Below are 22,459 nucleotides of genomic sequence, written 5' to 3'. Positions count from 1 at the left end.
CGACCTTCGGACATAAGTTTGCTTTAATATGAGTCCATTTAATTTTTGAGAAGACTTGTCCTGTCTTCTATTTAAAACGAGCTTGCATCCTTACATTTAATAGGCTGGGAACGCTCCTTTAAAATTTCGTAACCGCGATCACCGTAGTCAAAACGAGCAATCACAGAAGCAAATTTTTTCAAACTCACCGGCGCATCCATTGCTGGTAGTTTTAATTCAATAAACGTTAATTGATCATTCTGATGAACATTGTCTAAAACACTCTTAAGCTGTCCGGCAGTTTCAACCACATAGGTGGTATGGCCTTTTTTACCGTTAAATACAGCTGGAATTTCAGTATATTTCCAATTTTGTACATCGTTATAGGCAGCGTTTTCGCCCATGATTAATCGCTCAATGGTGTAACCGCCATTGTTCAGCAAGAAAATGATTGGTTTTAAACCATGGCGAATAATTGTAGAGAGCTCTTGTACCGTAAGCTGGAATGAGCCATCACCAATAAATAGAATTTGACGGCGTTCAGGAGCAGCCAGCAAACTACCAAGTAAAGCCGGTAAGGTATAACCGATTGAACCCCAAAGTGGCTGAGCAATATATTTAGCTGTAGCAGGAAGTTTTAAACCAGACAAAGCTGAGTTTGAAGTTCCCACCTCTCCAATAATCACATCATCTTCTTTTAAGAAACCTGCAATATAGTTCCAAAGTACATCTTGGCTTAGCTTTTGTTGTGCTGGGGCTTCAAAGGCTTTTTGAGGTTGTTTTTCAAGAACAGGTTTAGTTGCTTTACGTGGTGCAACTTTTTTATTTAACTCAACAAGTAATTGTCCAATCTCAATGCCTGGAAAATCTTGGCCAAAAATATTCAGACCATAAGATTTAATTTCGATATAGTTCTTAGTCGCAATTTGATGAGTAAATACAGCCGAACCTACGTCGGTAAAACGTGCGCCAATACCAATTAGGCAGTCAGATTGTTCAATGATATTTTTAACATGTGGCTGGCTTGCCCCACCCACATAAGTACCGATGTAACGCGGTGAACCCTCATCCATAATATTTTTTGCAGTATTCATACCGGCAAATGGAATTGAGCATTTTTGAGATAAATCATTTAAAAGTGAAGTTACACCAAAAACTGAAGCTTCATTATCAATAAGAAGCGCTGGGCTTTGAGCATTCGCAATAATGTCACAGAGTTTGCTCACCACAGTTTGCAATAATTCAGGTTCAACAGCTGGATAACTTAGGTCGAGCGGACGCTCAGACACTTCAATTTTAACGTGAGTAATATCTCCAGGTAATTGAATGTGTACAGGGCGGCGATCAAGAAAACACTGACGTAATACACGATCAATTTCAAAGGCTGCATTTGCTGGAGTTAAACGAGTTTGGGCAACTGTGAACTCTTTCATGCAGTTCATAATATTGTCGTAGTTACCATCAACCAACGTATGGTGAATCAAAGTACCTTTTTGCACTGCATGTAAAGGCGGAATACCAGAAATATGGATAAGAGGTACATTTTCTGCATATGCACCTGCAATGCCATTAATGGCACTTAAGTCACCTACACCATATGTGGTTGCCAGGGCAGAAAAACCGTTAATTCGTGCATAACCATCTGCTGCATAGGCAGCATTTAATTCATTACAATTTCCAATAAATTCGAGTTCTGGATCTGCTTCAACTTGTTCGAGATATGAGAGGTTAAAATCACCAGGTACACCAAAGAGATGCTGGATACCCATTTGTTTTAGACGAAGATTTAAAAAGTCACCGATTTCTATGAACATTGCTCTATATCCTTTGAGACCAATTTTTATTCCATAGAAAAATAATATTTCATCTACCTTTTAGATTTCGTGCATAATGAAAACGCATTTTAATAAAAATACATGATTTGTGTATCATAAAAGGATTTTATGCAATGGATAAGTTCGACTGGCAAATCATTCAGGCATTACAAAAGAATGGACGGCTCACCAATCAGGAAGTTGGAGATTTAATCGGTTTATCTGCGTCCCAATGTTCTAGAAGAAGACAGCTACTTGAGCAAAAAGGCATAATTTTAGGCTACACTGCCCGCATCCAGCAACAAGCGCTAGGACTGGAAGTCACAGCGATGATTCATATTAATTTAAGAACACACGAGGCAAAATCGCAGCAGGCTTTTCAAGAGTTAATTGAAGCTGAAGACAACATTCAGGATGCATTTTCAATTAGTGGCGATGCTGATTTTATTTTAAAAGTAGTTGCAGAGAATTTAGAACAGCTTTCTCAATTTGTGACGGAAAGATTGCTTTCTTATAATTTTATTGGCCACATAAAGTCTTACATTGTTCTCAAAAAAATCAAAGAACAGAATCATTTTTTGATCAAACCTAAAAGTCACGGCTACCATCACACGACTTAAGCAAGTTAGGCTTTTAATAAAATAATTTACAATAAAAAGGCGGATCTATCATCCGCCTTAAAATTAATATTTAAACTTTACTAATATGTAGTGTTTGACCAATCGTGTTTTCAAGCAAGCCTTCCAAACCGAACTCAGCACCTAAGCCTGACATTTTCCAGCCACCAAAAGGTGCATGAGGAAGAACCTCTGCATGTGTATTGACCCAAACCGTACCACATTGAAGCTGAGTAGCGTAAAACTGAGCAGCTTTAATGTCAGAAGACCAAATTGATCCACCTAAACCAAATTCACTATCATTGGCACGGGCAATCGCATCGTTGATATCTGTATATTTTAAGATAGGTAACACTGGACCAAATTGCTCTTCTTGGACCACACGGCAAGATTCAGAAACTTCAGTCAAAATAGTAGGCGCAATAAAGTAGCCCTGCTCTGGTAATTGCTGTTGACCAGAAAGTGCTTTTGCACCTTGTTCAATTGCTTCTGCAATAAGAGCTTTCACCTTGTTATATTGCATTTGGTTTTGTACTGGACCAAACGTTGTAGAAGACTCCATTCCATCGCCCACAACTTGGGCATTGGCAATGTCAGCTAACTTTTGCGACAAAGCATCGTATTGACTTTCATGCACATATAAACGTTTTAACGCGGCGCACGTTTGACCCGCATTTAAAAATGCAGTATTGAAAATCTTAGCTGCAATTTCATCTATATTTGCATCAGGTAATACAATACCCGCATCATTACCACCCAGCTCTAAAGTTAAATGTTTTAGTTGTTGAGCTGCCCCCGTCATGATGTGTTGTCCAGTTCGAGTTGAACCCGTAAACACAACTTTTTGTACATCTGGATGGGAAGATAATGCTTCGCCAATCTCGCCAGCACCCACCACAATTGAAATAACACCAGCCGGAACTTCTTGCTGAATGATTTCACATAAACGCAAAGTTGATAGTGGTGTGTATTCAGAAGGTTTGCTAATGACAACGTTACCGGCACGTAATGCAGGCATGATATGCCAGACCGCAATCATGAGTGGCCAGTTCCAAGGGGTAATTGAAGCCACTACACCTAATGGTTGACGATGACGTTCAATACGCTTGGCTTCACTGTCTTCGATAATTTCAACAGGTAAATCCATAGCAGCTGCATAACGAGTCCAACCAATTGCGCCCTGCACTTCCATTTGCGCGAGTGCCAATGGCTTACCCTGTTCAAGCACAACCAGCTCTGCGAGCATTTCAGCGTGCTTCTCAATACTGTCAGCTATCTTGTTTAAAATTGATTTACGTTCATCGTGCGACACCATTTGCCATGCTTTAGATGCCTGTTTAGCCGCACTCACTGCTTGATTCACTTGCTCAACCGATGCTTTTGCACAATGTGCAGCCGTTAAGCCAGTAGCAGGGTTAATAATTTCTAGTTCACCTTGCTCACCTGAACAAAGTTGACCGCCAATAATGAGCTTAAATTCATTGAGCATATTTGCTTGTTGCATTTCTTCTTCCTTGTCTTAATTGTAATTACAGCCACTTACTTTATTTTCAGTTAAAGCAGGATTATTTAAAGTAAGTACGATATAGATATATCAATGCGACCAAAATATCGGGAACATACCAATACAATAAGAAATTTGCTCCCCATAAATCATGCATAATTATTTTTGTTTTTTGAAAATATGCATGGTTTGTGCATATATAACTCTTCTGATACACAATTTTAATAAAAATAATATGTAATAAAAAAGCCCGGCAATAAACCGGGCTTTTTTTGTTATCAACTCAATTAGTCGATTGGTGGTACATAGTTACCAGAAGCAATCGCATCTTTAATGCGGTCAGCTTCAGCCAATACTTGACCTAAAAGGTTTTTAACGTTTTCGAATGTTACAACCGGGCTTAATGTTGTCATTTTCAATGACTGTACATTACCAACTTTTGTTACACCGATATTTGCTTCACCACGAGCAAACAATTCATCTGCTACGTTTTGGTTTAAGCTATCGATCAACTCAGCTGGATAGCCTTGTGGTACAACACGGAACAATACCGAAGCAAATTGTGGTTCAACTAAAAGCTGTAAGCCTTCAGTTGCCTTGATGTAATCTGCAACTTCACGAGTAAGTTTTACACCATGGTCAATCATTGAACCATATAGATCTTCACCAAGTGATTCGATTGTCATCCACAATTTCAATGCATCAAAACGACGAGTCGTTTGTAATGACTTAGAAACAAGGTTTGGTACACCATGTTCTTCGTCATAAGCAGAGTTCAAATATTCAGCTTCGTAGTGCATAAAGCGATAGTTCGCTTCGTCTTTTAACAAGAACGCGCCACAGCTAATGCTTTGGAAGTAATGCTTATGAAAGTCGAGGGTAATCGAGTCAGATAACTCAATACCATCAAGCATTGCACGATAGTCATTTGACAGAATTAGTGCACCGCCCCATGCCGCATCGATATGCATCCATGAACCATATTTATTGGTAATTTCACGGATTTTCTTCAATGGATCAATTGCACCAGCATCAGTTGTACCTGCTGTCGCAACGACACAAGCAACTACTTTGCCTCCTGATTGCAAATGCGCCATCGTTTTTTCAAGCGCATCTACATCCATCTGTGCATTTTCATTCACAGGAACAGTAACAACTGACTGGAAGCCCATGCCCATCATTGCCATGTTCTTTTGCACAGAGAAATGCGCATTTTCAGAACAAATGACTTTGACGTTTTTCATTGCATCAGCTGGAATACCATCGCGCTGTACAGACCACGGATTACCGTTTTCGTCTTTCCAGTTTTTCGAAATGCACCAGTCACGAGCAAGCAATACACCCATTAAGTTAGATTGAGTACCGCCAGAGGTGAAAACACCCGCCTGACCAGAACCATAACCTACTTTTTGGCGTAACCAATCAATGAGCTGAACTTCCATTAATGAACCGGCTGGGCTTTGATCCCATGAGTCCATAGACTGGTTAGTTGCATTGATAAGTACTTCCGCAATCTGGCTCATTACCATCGTTGGACAGTGTAAATGTGCTAATGAATGCGGATGATGTACTTTTAAGCTTTTATTTAAGAAAAGCTCAATCATACGTTGAAGTGATTCTTGTACACCCATACCTTCTTTTGAAGGTTGGAAAGAAATTGCTGAACGCAATTCTTTAATGCTACCGCCTGTGTACATTTTTTCGTTTTGCAACCATGCTGAAACGGCTTTTACCGCTTCGCCCATTGCTGACTCATAGTCAGCAATGGATTGTGCATCATTGCAGAGTAACGCTTTACGATGTTCTGCAAAATCCACCATACTTATGCGCCTCGTACTGCAACCAATGCTTCTGCAATTGCTTTCTTAAAGCGAGCAATTACCTCAACACACTCTTCTTGAGTGATGATAAGCGGGCAAAGTAAACGAATTACTGTACCGTTACGACCACCTTTTTCAAGCAATAGTTTATTGTTGAAACAAGCAGTTTGAATTGCAGCAGCTAATTGTGAATCCGCAGGAAGCGAACCAATACGGTCAGCTTGTTTACGCTCGTCAACAATCTCAACACCGATCATTAAACCGCGACCACGTACGTTACCGATACATGGGAATTCTTGAGCTAATTTTTTAAATTCAGCTTGTAGATAGTCACCACGTTCTTGCGCATTTTGAGCAAGATTTTGTTCAGTAATCGTTTTTAATACGACAAGGCCTGTACCCATAGCAAGTTGGTTACCACGGAAAGTACCCGTGTGACCTGCAGGCTGCCAAGCATCAAATTTACGTTTAATACCTAATACTGCAAGTGGTAAACCACCACCTACTGCTTTAGACATTACAACAACATCAGGTTCAATACCTGCATGTTCAAATGCAAACATTTTGCCTGAACGTGCAAAGCCAGCTTGAACTTCGTCTAAAATCAAAACGATGTTGTGCTTTTCAGTCACTTCACGGATTTTTTGCAACCATTTTACTGGAGCTGTAACTACGCCGCCTTCACCTTGAATCGCTTCAAGAATAACAGCAGCCGGTTTTGTTACACCGCTTTCAACATCTTCAATAAAGTTTTCGAAGTAGTAAGTTAAAGCGTCAACACCAGCTTCACCACCTAAACCAAGTGGGCAGCGGTATTCATGCGGATATGGCATGAATTGTACGCCTGGCATTAAACCGTTAACTGCATTTTTTGCACTTAAATTACCAGTCATAGCGAGTGCACCATGGGTCATACCATGATAACCGCCAGAGAAACTGATCACTGAACTACGGCCAGTGTAAGTCTTAGCAAGTTTAATTGCTGCTTCAGTTGCGTCTGCACCAGCAGGACCACAGAACTGCAAGCAATATTCTTCTTTACCACCAGGTAAATATGCTAACAATGCTTCAGTGAATGCATCTTTTAAAGGTGTGGTTAAGTCTAAAGTATGCAATGGCAAACCACTTGCCAATGTATCTTGAATACTTTGAATCACCGCAGGATGATTATGACCTAAAGCCAATGTACCTGCCCCAGCTAAACAATCAAGGTACTGTGTACCTTCAACATCAGTAACCCAGCATCCTTGTGCTTTCGCTATCGCTAACGGTAATTTACGTGGATAGCTACGAACATTTGATTCCATTTGACTTTGGCGAGTCAAATAATATTCGTTAGTAGCATTAGTGGCAGGGTTAACGGAAGTAACGCTCATATCGGATTACCATCTCTGATAGGGGTAGAAAGAAATAAGTCTGGTGACGATGGGTCCTTTGACTCGGTGCTTTATAGAACTAGTAAAGACACTTATTTTATATCTTGTAACTAGGAGCGCGATGATACCTAATTTTACAAGAAAAAAAACGTCTTTTATGTACTTTACTCATCTAATCTTATTGAAAAAATGTATCATCCCAATAGTTAAGATGAATTATCATCATACTATGTGACAACCTAAAGAAAATATTCTTTTTTTATATTACTTTGATTTTTTAAGTTACATTGAAACACTTTAATTTTAAGTGGTTATTTTTAGAAGAATTTATATTTACCAAAATTTAAAAAACCTGATCTGAATATTACAAATACGCCACAAAATCTGCAAAAGTTATGCACAAGTTATGTTTAACATTTCTTAATGAAAAAAATTAAATTCATATTAATTTTTAAAGGAAAAATTTATGCGTACTTTAGCTGTCTCAACCCTTCTTTTAGGTTCCCTCCTTAGCCCTTTGGTTTTTGCTCAGGATGATAATGCTCTGAACTATAATATTGTAAATGTACAAGCTGAAGCTTCTCGTCAAGTTTCTAATGATGAAATGCATGCAACTTTATATATTGAAAAAAGTAACAAACAACCAGCCGAGCTTTCAAATCAAATTAATCAATTGATGAATCAGGCACTTGCCGTTTCTCGTAAATATCCGCAAGTAAAAGTGGAAACTGGTGCTCAAAGCACTTACCCAATTTACGATAACGATAGTAATAAGCTAAAAGAATGGCGTGGCCGCGCTGAAATTCGTCTTGAAAGTAAAGACTTTAAAGCAGCAAGCCAGTTAATCAATGAATTGCAGCAAAGCTTCCAAACTCAATCCATTAATTTTACGGTTTCAGATGAACAACGTAAAAAAGTTGAAAATGATTTGATGGTCGAAGCGTCTAAAAACTTTCAACAACGTGCTCAAATGTTGACTCAAGCATGGAATAAAAGCCAATACACGCTCGTTAACTTAAACTTAAATACTAACAACTATTTCCCGCAACCTGTAATGCGTGCAAGCATGGCTAAGTTTGCTATGGCCGAAGCTGCACCAGCTCAAGACATGGCAGCGGGTGAGTCTAAAATTACTGTAAATGCAAACGGTTCAATTCAATTTAAATAATTTCTTGATCTAAAAAAGCCGCATGAAATATGCGGCTTTTTTTATTACTGATCAAGATATTCAACTCAAATTTTGCAAAGAATCCCAAGCAGCTTTCGCCAAAATATCTTTATAAACTTTAGGGTTGGAAGGAACACGTTGTGATAACCATGCACGGCAGTAATTTTCTGTAGATCCAATCACTAATGAGAGTAATAGCTCATGAGGTATAGATTTTAAAAACTCAGAATCTGCATAATTTGAAATTTCATTAAAGATCTTTTGATTTCTTAATTTATTTTTCTGAACAAGACGTTCTTGGTCTTCACCTTGCATCACACTAAAACGAGCAGATATTAAAAATTTAGCAAACTCTGGCTGTTCACTTACCCAATCAATGTAACTATGAATAAAAGCATATAAAACCTCTTGAAGGGATTCTGTGCCTTCCAAATAGTCATCTCTTCTTGCCGCTTGGTCATCTAAAGCTGCAAAGAATAGAGTCGCAACAATCCCTTCTTTATTTTTAAAGTGGTGATAAATAGCCCCTACACTGCTGTCAGATTTCGAACGAATCATTTCAATGCTTGTGGTTTCAATTCCATTTTCCAAGAAACAAGACAAGGCATCTAATAAAATTTGTCTTTTTAAAGCAGCCCTTCTGCTTGGATATAACCGTTCTAATAACTCTTGTGCAGATTGCATCGTTTGTTCCCTAACCAGTTATCGGAGATATTCTGAATGACTTGACTCGCTTTTGTAAACAGAATTATATTCTTTAACAGAACAAAATTCTGTTTTTTATTAATATGGAGCTTTAAACCATGGCAACTACTTTAGAACTTTGGAACAAAGTGTCTGCTTTTCCTAAAGGAAAATGGACTTTCTCACGCATGCTATGTTTAAAAGCACCTTATTTCGGCAGTATTTCACCGCTCTTTATCGAGTTAAAACCTAATTATTGTGAAATAGCGATTAAGAAAAAGCGTTCTGTTCTCAACCATATTGGAACAGTTCATGCGATTGCGATGTGTAATATGGCTGAACTTGCAGGTGGCACAATGACAGAAGTTACGGTGCCTTCCACACATCGCTGGATTCCCAAAGGTATGACTGTCGAATATTTAAAAAAGGCAGAAACAGACTTAATTGCAGTTGCAACGCCTGTAGAAAAAAATTATGACTGGGATAAAGCTGGAGAATATTTAGTGAATGTAGAAGTCTTTGATTCTCAGAAAGAGAAAGTCTTCCAAGCTACGATTACCATGTGGATTTCTAAAAAGAAGTAATAAAAAAGCCCTGAACTGATCAGGGCTTTTTTTATTTATTTTTTAAATGGTAAGGCATATTTCAAGATACGGCCAACCACCTGACCAAACTGTTTGGTCAAACTTGCGCTGTTATAGTTCAGACCATATTTTTTACATACAGCTTCAACTTTTGGAGCCATTTGGCGATAACGGCGTGCCGGAACATCAGGATATAAATGATGCTCAATTTGATGGCTCAAATGTCCACTTAAGATATGTAGTGCTTCTGAACCTTTTAAGTTTGAAGAACCACGAATCTGGCGCATATACCAATGGCCGCGGCTTTCGTCCTGTAAAACGGACTTTGGAAATACTTCTGCATCTTTAGTAAAGTGACCACAGAAAATAATCGTAAATGTCCAAATATTACGAAGGCCATTCGCAACCAGATTTCCCGTAAATACAGGTAAAGCTGCTGGGCCTGCAATTAATGGGAAAAAAACGTAATCTTTGAAGAGCTGAGTACCAATCTTTTTATTAACAGGTTTTAACTCTTCTAAAAATTTTGCCATGCTCTTGCGTTTATAAAGGACACGTCCAATTTCAAGGTTCTGAATGGCTACGCCCCATTGGAACAATAAGCAAAATGGAATGCTATAAACCGGTTGAAGCAAGAAACCTGGTTTCCAACGTTGCTCTGGGAATAAGCGAAGCAAACCATAACCAATGTCATCATCTATACCTTTAATGTTGGTATAAGTGTGATGTTTATAGTTATGAGTTTGACGCCAGTTATCAGAAGTACCAACGGTATCCCATTCGTAAGTTTGACCATTAAATTTAGGATCGTTCATCCAGTCGTATTGGCCATGCATAACGTTATGACCAAGTTCCATGTTTTCCATAATTTTAGAAAAGCCTAACAGACCTGTTCCTAAAACCCATGCTGGTGGGAACCAACCTGCAAACAAACATGCTCGGCCTAAAAAGCTACTGTAACGAATTGCAGCATAGACACGGCGGATATATTTAGCATCTTTCTCACCTAAATCATCCAATACTTCTTGTTTGATCTGATCGAGCTCTTTTGCAAATGCGTCAAGTTCTGCAGGCGTCAAATCTCGATTTTTAGGATTTTTAAAATATTCGACTTTCACTGGCATATTCATAAAAGTTCTCTCTTAAAGATCAATAACTAGATCGGATTGTGCTGAGTTCACACAAATTTTGAGTAATTGGCTTGGCTCTGTATTTTCACTACCATTGAGTAAGTTACGAGTAAAACCTTGAGCTTTGCTACAAACACACTTATTACAAATTCCCATACGGCAGCCATGTGTTGGCTTAAGGCCTTCATGTTCAAGACTGACCAAAATTGATTGGCCTTTTGGAATTGCAATGACCTTATTAGACTGGGTTAATGTGACATTTACATAACCAACTTCAGCCGTACTATCTTGAGTTAAGCTAAAAGCTTCTGTTAATACAGCGGGCGCTTTTTCAAAAAGTTGTTCCACTGTCGAAACAAAACCTGAAGGCCCACAAGCATATACGGTGCTGTTTTCTAAATCGTCTACTAATGCCAAATGCTCTGCATTTAAACGCTCATCATTTGGTGTTTCTTGTGTATAAAAAATCTGATAACTAAAATTTGGAAATTGCTGTGCAACTTGTTCAAAATATTCAATAAAAGCTGCATCTGAGCGTTGCTTTACCCAATATAAAAGTTGTACTTGAACTTTCTCTAACTGCTGACTCTGTTTAATTGCAGTGATTAAGCTCAACATTGGGGTAATACCACTACCCGCAGCCAGCATAATTAATTTTGGCGTATTGATATTTTGTTGCATGTCGCCATAAGGTTGACCAAGCTCAAAAACATCGCCAATTTGGCTTTCAGTCATAAACCAGTTACTGACGATACCATCAGCCACTTTTTTAATCGTTAAACGTAAATGTTGTTCGTCAATTTGCGTCAAGCTATACGTACGTTCATAACGACGACCAGCAATTTCAACAATGACAGGATGATGCTGACCAGCAACACCTATTTTCACTAAACGGTTACATTTTAGTGTAAGACTCACCATGTCATGAGCGACAAATTCTTTTTTTACAATTTGAACAAGCCCATGTTTTACAGACCATAAAGGATTAACTTTTTGTAGCCAGAAGTTAGCCGTATCTCTATCAAAGATGGCTTGTGTCAATGAATTGAATAGAGAATTTCTCTTTTCGATTACTTGCATAGCTGGAGGCTCTGTCGCTCTTTTTTAATTATTATACACATGTATATATATTTGTATATACACCTGTACTTTTAATTACAATTTCACAAGTTCAGCTTCTAAGGCTATAATCCTGACAGTTTACAAATATATTGAACAGCATGACCCAATCTTCACTTTCTCAGAACCTGAATGACACGCCTCGACAACAAGATGTCATTGAAATTAAAACAGCTACGCGTTCTGTGGGAAGAAAAGCGACAATTACTAAAGAAGAACTTTTTCAGGCTGCTCTAAATCTGATTGGCCCACAAAAGAGTATTGCTTCATTAAGTTTACGTGAAGTAGCAAGAGAAGCTGGTATTGCGCCAAACAGTTTCTATCGACATTTTAAAGATATTGATGAGTTAGCGATTTCTTTAATTGACCGTGCTGGTATTGTCTTACGTAAAATTATTCGCCACGCTCGCCTACGCGCATCCTTACAAGAAAGTATTATTCGTAGTTCTGTCGATATTTTTCTTCAGCAGCTCGATGCTGATGAGGGTAACTTAAGTTTATTACTACGTGAAGGCTTTACAGGATCTGCCTCTTATAAAGCCGCAGTTGAACGTCAATTAAACTTCTTTCAACAAGAGCTACAAGAAGATTTAATTCGGCTGGAGCGCTTAAATAACAATCACCTCTACCACCCTGAACTTGTTGCAAAAGCAATTACTCAACTTGTGTTTCACATGGGGGCAAAAGCGATTGACCTTCCTATTGAGCAAAGGTCAGAACTTGCTGAGCAAACCATGATCATGATTCGAATGATTTTAGAGGGTGCACGTCATTTGGATGAAGCAAAAATTCGTTAAAATTATCTAAAGAATGGCTTGTTGATGAACAGGCCATTTTTACATCTAACTCCTCTATTTTCCAATAAAAATATAATTCATCGATTGAAGCGAATAGCTTGCGAGAGTATAAATAATTATTCCATTTGCTCTTTCTCCTATATTCCCAACGATCTCAGGGATCAACATGCAAAATTTGAATAATCGTCAAAGTCTGATTGCAAGCTACATTCTTATGGGCATCTTTTTGCTTTCGGTTATCCCATTACACCTATTAGCAAGTTTTTTTGCAGGCTTTCTTATTTATGAAATTATTATTAGCTTAAGCTCGGTTGTAGAACGTTATATTGATGGTCAAAGAGCCCGTATTTTTATTAGTATTTTATTAAGTATTGTCACTATTTCACTTATTGGTTTTTTCATTACGAGTTTGATTAGCTTTGTAGTTCATGATTTAAAAGGTGTAGGCATCCATAATATCAACAGCAAAGTCGATCAAACCCTACTACATTTACAAGCTGAAATTAGCAAATATCTTCCGGGCTATATTCCCGATAGCGTGACAGAACTAAAAGACGAAATCTTTGCGTTTATGAAAGATAACGTGACCATATTAAAAAATACCAGTTCCGATATTTTGCATAACTTCGTGACTATGGTTATGGGCCTCATTATTGGTATTTTGGTCGCTATACATGGTTTTCACCACCGTAGGCCGCAGCCTGTTTTTAAATCTCTTCTGATTCAACGTATTCAAAAATTATCAATTTCATTTAAAAATGTTGTTTTTGCACAAATAAAAATTTCAGCAATTAATACCCTGCTCTTTATTTTATTTGCGTTTATTTTACTACCGCTTTGGGGAGTCCACCTTCCTTTTGCCAAAACTCTCACTATTTTGACCTTCATGTTTGGACTGATTCCAATTTTAGGTAATCTTATTTCCAACACATTAACGTTCATTGCCGCTCTTACTGTTTCACTCGGACTAGCAGGAGCAGCATTACTTTATCTCGTTCTGGTTCATAAACTTGAATATTTTGTTAACGCTAAAATTATTGGCCATAAAATCAATGCAAATGCATGGGAGATTTTATTAGCAATGCTAGTATTTGAGTCAATTTTTGGCTTAGGCGGTTTAATCGCGGCTCCAATTTTTTATGCATATTTAAAATTAGAACTAAAAGATGCTGGTCTCATCTAATTCAAAATCGATCTATAAAAAAAGCGCCCTCTAGGCGCTTTTTTATTTAGAATTAATTATGGCTTAACCACAACTAATACTTGAATTGCTTCTGGTGTAACAGTTAATCCATCAAGCAAGCTCAAGCCTTCTTTTTGCAACTTTTGTAAGCGTTCAATTTCATCTTGACGAATACTTGGGTTGAACTGTTTTAGATAAGTTAAACGGTCAATTTCATATTGCCATTTATTACCATAGTGTTCTTTTGCTTGCTGCTGAAGCTGTGGCAAATCAACTTTCGCGATATCTAACGCTTGTTTATAACGTTCCTCAATGATATCACGGCGAGCTTTAACCACCTGACGACAGCTATTGCCATCTAAATGGTGTAAATATGGTTTTAAGATAGTCGGATCAATTTTCTCAGACAAATCTTGACCATTTTCACTTAATAGCACACGAATTAATTGCTTAGGTAAGCTCGATGGTAGATTCAACGCCTTAGGTGCAACCACATCAACTTTAAACCACACTTCAATTAATACTGAACCCTGCTTTAACGCATTAGATTTGAGTACAGCAACATTGGTACTACCAAATGATTGTGTACGGATCATTTCCATTACACTTTCAATGAATGGATGCTCTAAAGTTAAATATTGGGCATCTTCACGAAGCTGGGCCTGATCGCGATAGAAAGTTGCCGTCATGCCCTCTTCGTCTAACGCCAAACCTTGCACTTGCATCTGGTCTGTTGGACGAATAATCACAGTACCGTTACTTTGCTCATCAAAGTCGATATTAGTTGATGACATGAAACGCTTCACAAACATTGGGAGTGTTGTGTTGTCATCATAATCTTCTAAGGCCTGAACAATCTCTTGCGCCACGATTGGACGACATGAGTTATATTCAAGTAAACGATCTCGGCCTGCTTGAAGTTCAGCTTCTAAAGCTTGACGTTGAACATTCACTTCTTCAAGCAAATCTTCAAATGTTTGACCTTGGTCTGCAAGCAAACAGTCTTTTAATTCAACAATAAAATTCTCTTGCAGCGTTTGTGCTGTTGGCGAAATATTGCTGAAAATATTAAGTGCTTCATTGTACCAACGGAACATACGTTCTTGAGCTGTTCCCACAAGATATGGCACATGAATCTGGATTCGGTTTTCTTGACCAATACGGTCTAGACGCCCGATACGTTGCTCTAAAACATCAGGGTTAGCTGGTAGATCAAATAAAATTAGATCACTGGCAAATTGAAAATTACGGCCTTCAGAGCCAATTTCCGAACACAGTAGAATTTGTGCACCATAGCTTTCTTCAGCAAAATAAGCTGCCGCTTGGTCACGTTCAAGTAAGCTCATGCCTTCATGGAACATGGCAGTACGGATGCCTGCATGCAAACGCAACACATTTTCTAAAGCTTCAACAACTGGCCCACTACGCGCAATTAAAAGCACTTTTTTATGCTTGAGATCTTTGCGCAGAACTTCCATTACCCATAACACACGTGGGTCATTTTGCATCCATGAACCATCAAGGTGTGCTTCTTCAGGCCACATCTGCTCACGCAGTTTTCCATCTTTTGACCAATCTTCTGGTGCTGGTAATGGTGCTGGCTGACAATCACGCCCTGGGAAACCTTGAATTGCTTCACGCGTATTACGGAATAAAATACGTCCAGTACCGTGACGGTCTAATAATTCGTGAATTGCTCTAAAACGTTGGTCCGGCTGGTCTTCAATACTATGCCCTAACAAGCCCTCTAAAGCAGATAAATGCTCAGGAGCTAAAGGTTGATCAGACATCAGCACTTCAGCAATTTTTGCAGTCTGCTGGTACTGAGTTTCTTCATCTAAGAAGCGCTCTAAACTGCTAAAACGCTGCGGATCAAGTAAACGTAAACGTGCGAAATGACTTTCCACACCAAGCTGTTCAGGTGTTGCAGTAAGCAACAATACCCCAGCCGTATTTTCAGCGAGCTCTTCAATTAAATCGTAGCGATCATTACCGCCTTCTTCTTCGCTCCACATCAAATGATGTGCTTCATCGACCACGAGCAAATCAAACCCAGCTTCGATGGCTTGCTCGCGCAAATCATCATGGTCAACCATTAAGTCAACGCTGGCAATAATGCATTGCTCAGTCAAGAACGGATTAAGTTCTGGGTCATGTTCTTTAATAGATGCGGTACGTGTTAAATCAAACAGAGAGAATTGCAAGTTAAAACGACGGCGCATTTCAATCATCCACTGATACTGTAGAGAATCAGGGACTAAAATAAGAATTCGTTCTGAGCGACCGGTTTTAAGCTGTTGGTGGATAATTAAGCCAGCTTCAATTGTTTTACCCAAGCCCACTTCATCGGCAAGTAAAACACGAGGTGCAAAACGTTTACCAACTTCGTGTGCGATATAAAGCTGATGTGGAATTAAACCAACACGCGCTCCAACCATGCCACGTAGAGGGCTATTTTGCATTTGTGCTTGCATAAGCATCGCTTCAATACGCAGGTCATACCACTCTTTATAATCAACCTGACTTGCAAGCAAACGATCTAGAGGTTTCGACAACTGAATTTGCGCACCGATACGTGTTTCATTCAGCGCTTTACGATCTTGTTCACCATTTTCTAATGTACGAACAACGTTGTAACGCAAAACGCCATGTCGGTCTTCAACAGATTCAACAATCCACTTCTTGCCTTCTTGATCTTGAACTTCATCATTTGTATTAAAGATGATACGAGATAGTGGAGCGTTATTACGTGCATATACACGTGTCTCATCACTTTTGGGGAATAAAATGCTGACAGATCTTTCATCTACATCAATAAGTACACCTAAACCGAGCTCAGTCTCTGTGTCTGATAGCCAACGTTGACCAATAGCATACTGCTGCAATTTTTCCACCTTTCTCTCAAGTTCGCACTACATATTGTACGATGCAAATTAGCTTATTTTTGCATCTTTTTATGTAGTCTTTAAAGCAAAATTTTGAAGCAAAAACCAATTAAATGACTTTGCTACAAAAAATCACGCATTAAAATTTTTACATTAAAACGGTACAGGACAGTCAAAAGTTAATGTTTCTGCTGTGACAGGATGATTAAAACTTAACTGTTTGGCATGCAAACACAAACGCGGAACAAGTTGCTGCTCCGGTGTTGCATACAGCGTGTCACCTACAATTGGATGCCCAAGATATTGCATGTGTACACGGAGTTGATGGGATCGACCCGTAATTGGTGTTAATTTCACACGCGTTACAGGTTGTCCCTGAATCTGAAAATTTTCTAGAACCTGCCAATGGGTTAAAGCAGGCTTATTGTGAGAAGCATCGACAATATGTAAAGGTGGTCGACTTGGATCATAGATAACGGGAATATCTACAGTCCCCTCACCCTCTAAATGACCAGCAACTAGTGCTTCATATATTTTTGAAGTTTGACGGTCTTGGAATTGGCGTGCAATCGCACTTTGACCACGTTTGGATAAACCAAATACCAAAATACCTGAAGTGTCTCGATCTAGACGGTGAATGAGCAAAGTTTTAGGCTCAATCGCAACCAACCTTGTCAGAACGCTATCATGTAAATCACCCTTACCCGGAACACTCAAGATGTCCGAAGGTTTATGAATCACCATAAAATCATCATCACGATAGATCAGATGTTCACTTAGAAAATCACTCAAAGTTGTATTCCCAAGGTAAGATGAAAAACAAGCGGGCAATAATAAAAAGCTTACGTCCGAATTACAATGCCGTTCGGGTAAATTAACAGCATAATTTGCAAATATTATGGCGCACGTTGGGTCTATGGTGAGTCAATGCTTCAATAACTGCATAATATGTTGCAAGGTAGGTGCTTGCATCACCTCTTCAGCGCTCAGGCTTGCACCGTTCGCACGCCATAGATCGACTAGATAATTCACAGCAGATTGATTTAATCCGTAGTTTCTTAGATCAATTTCAGGGTGAACTTCCATAGGATGTCGCCCAACCTGTTCAGCAATGGCCAATAAAATTCCTTTATCCGACAGAATATATTCAGACGGTGTACTTAAAGACCATAAGCGCATTAAGCTCTGTGTATTTAAATGTTTTATATGGTCAAAACTGATCTTTTCAACCCATTGGATATGCTGCTCTAGATTAGCCGCCAAGATTGCATCATTTACAATAGCTACATAATCTGTAATGGACAAAACGAGCTGCATGACTTGTTTAAATAAAGGTGACAAATGCCCAGCCATCACAACTTGGGCTTTAGTATTTGATGACAGCCGCTGACCAAGCTGCAACATGGTTTGCTGCAGCTGAGATGTCTCAATAAAAATAACTGGAATTTCGAGCGCCTGTGCTCTTTTACTTAGAAATTCTAAATGATCAGCTAATGGCTGCCCTGCCCAATCCGGTAAAACTTTAAGCTCATTTAGCCCAACTAATAGCAATATACTTTGCGCAGACTCAATTGACCAATTTGAAGTATTTGCTGCTAATTGGATTTTTCGAGGTAATGGATAAAACATCGTTCTCTACAAATATAAAAATGGTCCAAATTAAAAAGCCCGTTTTAAACGGGCTTTTTGCTTACTTCATTTCGGCGAATGTTTCTTTTGCAGCCTGAATCGTATATTCGATATCTTCATCAGAATGAGCAGATGAAATAAAGCCTGCTTCAAATGCTGACGGTGCCAAGTTTACCCCACGCTTTAGCATGCCATGGAAGAACTTTTTGAAAGCTTCAATATCACATGCCAGCATAGAGTCGAAACTTGTAATGTCTTCTTGATCGGTAAAGTAAAGACCGAACATTGCACCAGCTTGCTGAGTTTTAAATGGAATACCCGCTTCATCAGCTGCTGCTTGTAAACCTGCAAGTAACTTTTCAAGTTGAGCTGATAAGTTGCTGTAAAAGTCTGGTTGACGTAAATGTTTGAACATCTCAATACCAGCACGCATAGCGAGTGGATTCCCAGATAAAGTACCTGCTTGGTATACGCCACCTAAAGGTGCGATACATTCCATGATTTCGCGTTTACCGCCAAATGCACCTACCGGTAAGCCAGCACCAATAATTTTACCTAAGGTCGTTAAGTCTGGCTTAACGTTATAAACTGATTGAGCGCCACCTAATGCAACACGGAAACCTGTCATGACTTCATCAATAATAAAGACAGATTTATATTCATCACACACATCACGAATGGCTTGTAAGAAACCGTCAATTGGTTTCACCATATTCATGTTACCTGCGACAGGTTCAATGATTACACCCGCAATCTCATGACCGAACTTGGCAAAGCACTCTTTTAATGCGGCAATATCGTTGTAAGGCAGCGTTAAAGTGTGTTTAGCAAAGTCAACTGGAACACCTTTTGAAGTCGGTTCACCTTCACCTAAAGTGAGTAAGCCCGAACCTGCTTTTACTAACAGCGAGTCAGAGTGTCCATGGTAGCAACCTTCAAACTTCACAATTTTGTCACGGCCAGTATAACCACGCGCTAAACGAATAGCGGTCATGGTCGCTTCTGTACCAGAGTTCGTCATACGTACCAATTCAATTGATGGCATGATTTCACAGATAATATCTGCCAACGTTGTTTCGTGTACGGTCGGCGCACCAAAACTTAAACCATCTTCTGCGGCTGTTTGAACTGCCTTAATAATTTCTGGATGAGCATGGCCCAAAATCATTGGTCCCCAAGAACCAACATAGTCAACATAACGCTTACCATCCACATCCCATAAATAAGCACCTTTGGCTTTCTCGATGAAAACAGGTGTTCCTCCAACGCCATTAAAGGCACGTACCGGAGAGTTCACACCACCTGGAATGTGTTTGCTGGCTTGTTTAAATAACTGTTCTTGCTTTGGAGATAAACTCATGGAAATGCTCGTCTTAAATATCTAAAAAATAATTTTGAAAGCTTAAGAAAATAATTGTGCCCACGCCTGTACACGGGCAGGAATTTCAGCAGTTGATCGGCCTAATATATCACTAATGACTGCACACAGGTCAGCCCCAGCCTCAATCACAGGTTTTGAGTTTTCAACAGTTAAGCCGCCAATAGCACAAATCGGTAGATCATATTGAGCTGCTGCATGCTTAATCACTTCAATACCCACATTACCTGCTTCAGGTTTTGTAGAGGTCGCATAGACAGCACCAAATGCAATATAAGTTGCACCATCTGCAATCGCCTTTTGGGCAAGCTCTAGAGAGTTCAAGCAAGTACGACCAATGATGACATTTTGTGGTAACTGAGATTTGGCATCGGTAATTTCACCGTCACTTTGCCCTAAATGCACACCTAAACCAAACTGAGCAGCCAGTTCTAGGTCATCATTAATCACAAAAGGAACTTGGTATTTTTCACACAATAGTTTGATTTGCTCAACTTCAGCAGGTTGGTTGGCTTTTTCTATTTTTTTACGGCGGTACTGTAAAATTGCGACCTGTTTAGTTGCGAGCGCGACATCTAGTTTTTCTAATAATAATTGGATTGGGTCATCATTGGTAATCAGATATAAACCGCGCATACTCTACTCTTGCTTTAAAAAACTTCGCTAGTATAACGGATTTATACGTCACCATAAGTACCGATTGATGTAGGCTTACCAGTACCAATCGGTCTATTAAAAATAGAAATAAAAAATTAACTCGGGATCTTATCGTGTTTGCGATCAGTCAAACTCAAACGACCACGTGCAACATCAGATAACATTCGCCAATCAGAAATAAAGCTATAAAAAGGTTGCTTAAAACTCGCAGGTTTATTTTTTTCAAATACAAAATGTCCAACCCAAGCGTTTGCGTAACCCGCTACCAAACCATAGAGTACATATTTGGCTTGTTTTTTACGAATGGCTTTTGAAAAAAAGTATATGCCAATACTGCTACCCACCACATGTAAGCGTCTGCTCATAATATTACGGTGTTCAGTTAAGTAAAAACGATAAAATTCCTGATAGTTTTTAATCGGCAATTCAAACTCTGGCTGAGCTTCATGATTAAAGTTTATGGGTGCATTCACGATCATCTTCCTGATTTTTATTTGATCAAAACGTCACCTGATTGTACACCGAAATAAAAGCATAGCGTCATATGTTTGATTGTAACTTTCTCTATCAAAACCATTACTTTTAGTACTAAGCTATTATACTCATTCAAGATAGTTTAAATAACTGATTCAGGGAGATACATTATGGTTGAAGTTGAGCTTAAGTTTCAGTTACCTGAATCGAAGAAAAAATCTGTTCAACAATACTTAAAAAAGCATAAAGCACAGCAGATTCATCTACAGGCAAAATATTACGACACCCCCGATCGATTACTCGCAAAAAATGGCATGGCGCTACGTTTGCGTAAAGAAAATGATCTTTGGGTCCAAACCTTTAAAGCTGCTGGTCAAAGCCATTTACACCGCGTTGAAGAAGAAGTTTTTTTAGGCAAATGTGTCCAAGAACCTGATTTAAACCTTGAGTTATATCAAGACAATAAAGTAGTGACTGATTTACTTAATACAGCCCTAGGCAAAGAAGCTAAAAAATTAAGTTTGCAATTTGAAACGGATGTACAGCGTACTTATCATGTGTTTGAAGCAGACAATACAGCGATTGAAGTTTGCCTTGATGACGGTGTCGTAAAAACTGCAACTGCTCAAAGCATAATTTGCGAAGTTGAATTTGAACTTAAACAAGGCGCAGTTAAAACACTTATTCAGTTTGCACAGCAATGGATTAATCGTTATACCCTTTGGCTCGATGTAAGAAGTAAAGCCGAGCGTGGTAATTTATTAGCGCTGGGGCAAGCGGCTTCACCCGCTGTTCATGCCAAAGCGCTAACATTAAATAAAGATATTACTGCTGAACAGGCCCTCAAAAAGATTGTAGAAAACTGTTTAGGACAATTTTTACCAAATATGGCTGCAATTGCCGATGGCATTGCCGAAGCTGAACATATTCATCAGGCACGTGTAAGTTTGCGCCGTTTACGTAGCGCACTTAAACATTTTTCTAGCTGGTCAAACGAGGTAAATCCTCTTTGGGAAGAACAAATTGCTGAGCTTTTCCGCCAGCTTGGAGACACTCGTGATGAAGATGCTATTCGCACCGAGGTGTTACCAATCATTAAGCAACATGGCTCACCTGAGCTTTTACTACCCGTTTCGGCACAGCCATTAAAAGAGCTCTCAATACTCTTTACATCTTCGGACACGATTAAACTATTACTCGATTTATTAGCATTTGCGTATTCAGAAGAAGATTCAAAGAACAAAAGAGGTGGGTTAAAAAAACATATTAAAAAGAGTTTAGATAAGCTACATCATAAAGTGATCAGCAATGCTGAACATTTCTCTGAGCTTGAAGTCACCCAGCAGCATAAAATACGCAAGACAGCTAAGCAGTTACGTTATTGTGTTGAGTTTATTTCAAGTCTTTATTCTGACCAAAAAGTACAGCAATATTTAAAACAGCTACAACCTGTACAAAATACTTTAGGTCAATATAACGATTTGTTTATTGCTGAAGGTATTTTCAATAAAGCTGTAGAAAATGACTCGTCTTTCTGGTTTGCACTAGGATGGGTAAAAGCCAAACAGCCTCACTTACAAAAGCGGTCCGCCAAAGCTTTACAAACTTTTAGTCAGGCTGAAACGTTCTGGTAATTTATAAAAAGTCGCTGTAAACGTGCA

At 38.9% G+C, this 22,459-nt stretch carries 19 protein-coding genes; 6 read left to right on the top strand and 13 right to left on the bottom strand.

Translation table 11 applies throughout. The annotated features are described in order from the left end of the window. Positions 1-71: 71 nt before the first annotated feature. The gene (locus ACLBWE_RS05730) at positions 72-1,793 is read right to left on the bottom strand and encodes an alpha-keto acid decarboxylase family protein (RefSeq protein ID WP_005045955.1); all 1,722 of its coding nucleotides are present in this window, start codon (positions 1,791-1,793) and stop codon (positions 72-74) included. Between the two features lie 134 nt (positions 1,794-1,927). Here ACLBWE_RS05730 and ACLBWE_RS05725 point away from each other — a divergent pair, with 134 nt between their 5' ends. Next, positions 1,928-2,413, top strand: coding sequence for an Lrp/AsnC family transcriptional regulator (locus ACLBWE_RS05725; RefSeq protein WP_017387914.1), 486 nt, complete (start codon positions 1,928-1,930; stop codon positions 2,411-2,413). Positions 2,414-2,483: 70 nt separating this feature from the next. Here the strand turns inward: ACLBWE_RS05725 and ACLBWE_RS05720 are convergent, their stop codons facing one another. The 3 genes from ACLBWE_RS05720 to ACLBWE_RS05710 all read right to left on the bottom strand — a co-directional run bounded on the left by ACLBWE_RS05720 (position 2,484) and on the right by ACLBWE_RS05710 (position 7,110). Continuing rightward, positions 2,484-3,914 carry an aldehyde dehydrogenase family protein gene (locus ACLBWE_RS05720; protein WP_447601662.1) on the bottom strand — a complete coding sequence of 477 codons (1,431 nt, stop codon included), beginning with the start codon at positions 3,912-3,914 and terminating at the stop codon, positions 2,484-2,486. A 287-nt stretch (positions 3,915-4,201) separates the two neighbouring features. Next, the gene (locus tag ACLBWE_RS05715; RefSeq protein WP_447601660.1) at positions 4,202-5,734 is read right to left on the bottom strand and encodes a pyridoxal phosphate-dependent decarboxylase family protein; all 1,533 of its coding nucleotides are present in this window, start codon (positions 5,732-5,734) and stop codon (positions 4,202-4,204) included. 2 nt (positions 5,735-5,736) lie between these two features. Continuing rightward, positions 5,737-7,110, bottom strand: a complete 1,374-nt coding sequence (locus ACLBWE_RS05710) for a diaminobutyrate--2-oxoglutarate transaminase (protein ID WP_017391890.1) — start codon at positions 7,108-7,110, stop codon at positions 5,737-5,739. Between the two features lie 466 nt (positions 7,111-7,576). Here ACLBWE_RS05710 and ACLBWE_RS05705 point away from each other — a divergent pair, with 466 nt between their 5' ends. Continuing rightward, complete coding sequence (locus ACLBWE_RS05705) at positions 7,577-8,278, top strand: SIMPL domain-containing protein (protein ID WP_017391889.1); 702 nt, start codon at positions 7,577-7,579, stop codon at positions 8,276-8,278. Between the two features lie 60 nt (positions 8,279-8,338). Here ACLBWE_RS05705 and ACLBWE_RS05700 read toward each other — a convergent pair whose 3' ends face one another. Further along, positions 8,339-8,962: a TetR/AcrR family transcriptional regulator gene (locus tag ACLBWE_RS05700; RefSeq protein ID WP_017391888.1), complete on the bottom strand. Its 624-nt coding sequence runs from the start codon at positions 8,960-8,962 to the stop codon at positions 8,339-8,341. A 119-nt stretch (positions 8,963-9,081) separates the two neighbouring features. On the opposite strand from ACLBWE_RS05700, the gene ACLBWE_RS05695 reads away from it, so the two are divergent. Further along, the gene (locus ACLBWE_RS05695) at positions 9,082-9,546 is read left to right on the top strand and encodes a hotdog fold domain-containing protein (protein WP_017391887.1); all 465 of its coding nucleotides are present in this window, start codon (positions 9,082-9,084) and stop codon (positions 9,544-9,546) included. A gap of 35 nt (positions 9,547-9,581) precedes the next feature. Here ACLBWE_RS05695 and ACLBWE_RS05690 read toward each other — a convergent pair whose 3' ends face one another. Beyond that, a complete protein-coding gene (locus tag ACLBWE_RS05690; RefSeq protein WP_447601656.1) occupies positions 9,582-10,676 on the bottom strand; it encodes a fatty acid desaturase family protein in 1,095 nt (364 codons plus the stop codon). A gap of 12 nt (positions 10,677-10,688) precedes the next feature. Beyond that, on the bottom strand, positions 10,689-11,756 hold the full coding sequence (locus ACLBWE_RS05685; protein ID WP_209734127.1) for a ferredoxin reductase: 1,068 nt from the start codon (positions 11,754-11,756) through the stop codon (positions 10,689-10,691). Between the two features lie 140 nt (positions 11,757-11,896). Between ACLBWE_RS05685 and fabR the strand changes: the two genes are divergently transcribed. Both fabR and ACLBWE_RS05675 read left to right on the top strand, forming a co-directional pair. Next, the gene (gene fabR, locus ACLBWE_RS05680) at positions 11,897-12,592 is read left to right on the top strand and encodes an HTH-type transcriptional repressor FabR (RefSeq protein ID WP_003650423.1); all 696 of its coding nucleotides are present in this window, start codon (positions 11,897-11,899) and stop codon (positions 12,590-12,592) included. A 166-nt stretch (positions 12,593-12,758) separates the two neighbouring features. Beyond that, entirely contained in the window at positions 12,759-13,775 is a 1,017-nt protein-coding gene (locus ACLBWE_RS05675; RefSeq protein WP_447601653.1) for an AI-2E family transporter, read from the top strand. Positions 13,776-13,831: 56 nt separating this feature from the next. On the opposite strand, the gene rapA is transcribed toward ACLBWE_RS05675, so the two are convergent. The 6 genes from rapA to ACLBWE_RS05645 all read right to left on the bottom strand — a co-directional run bounded on the left by rapA (position 13,832) and on the right by ACLBWE_RS05645 (position 20,803). Then, positions 13,832-16,669 carry an RNA polymerase-associated protein RapA gene (rapA, locus tag ACLBWE_RS05670; RefSeq protein ID WP_005038988.1) on the bottom strand — a complete coding sequence of 946 codons (2,838 nt, stop codon included), beginning with the start codon at positions 16,667-16,669 and terminating at the stop codon, positions 13,832-13,834. A gap of 144 nt (positions 16,670-16,813) precedes the next feature. Beyond that, positions 16,814-17,452, bottom strand: coding sequence for an RluA family pseudouridine synthase (locus tag ACLBWE_RS05665; RefSeq protein WP_003650418.1), 639 nt, complete (start codon positions 17,450-17,452; stop codon positions 16,814-16,816). A gap of 132 nt (positions 17,453-17,584) precedes the next feature. Beyond that, the gene (locus ACLBWE_RS05660; RefSeq protein ID WP_447601650.1) at positions 17,585-18,289 is read right to left on the bottom strand and encodes an acyl carrier protein; all 705 of its coding nucleotides are present in this window, start codon (positions 18,287-18,289) and stop codon (positions 17,585-17,587) included. Between the two features lie 61 nt (positions 18,290-18,350). Beyond that, entirely contained in the window at positions 18,351-19,649 is a 1,299-nt protein-coding gene (hemL, locus tag ACLBWE_RS05655; RefSeq protein ID WP_004643606.1) for a glutamate-1-semialdehyde 2,1-aminomutase, read from the bottom strand. 42 nt (positions 19,650-19,691) lie between these two features. Beyond that, positions 19,692-20,303, bottom strand: coding sequence for a thiamine phosphate synthase (gene thiE / locus ACLBWE_RS05650; protein ID WP_447601648.1), 612 nt, complete (start codon positions 20,301-20,303; stop codon positions 19,692-19,694). A 116-nt stretch (positions 20,304-20,419) separates the two neighbouring features. Further along, entirely contained in the window at positions 20,420-20,803 is a 384-nt protein-coding gene (locus ACLBWE_RS05645; protein WP_017390055.1) for a DUF962 domain-containing protein, read from the bottom strand. Between the two features lie 165 nt (positions 20,804-20,968). Here ACLBWE_RS05645 and ACLBWE_RS05640 point away from each other — a divergent pair, with 165 nt between their 5' ends. Further along, the gene (locus ACLBWE_RS05640; protein ID WP_198495347.1) at positions 20,969-22,432 is read left to right on the top strand and encodes a CYTH and CHAD domain-containing protein; all 1,464 of its coding nucleotides are present in this window, start codon (positions 20,969-20,971) and stop codon (positions 22,430-22,432) included. Positions 22,433-22,459 lie beyond the last annotated feature (27 nt).

This window comes from Acinetobacter sp. M5A5_2a (assembly GCF_053345265.1).
This window is presented reverse-complemented; position numbering and strand designations above follow the sequence as displayed.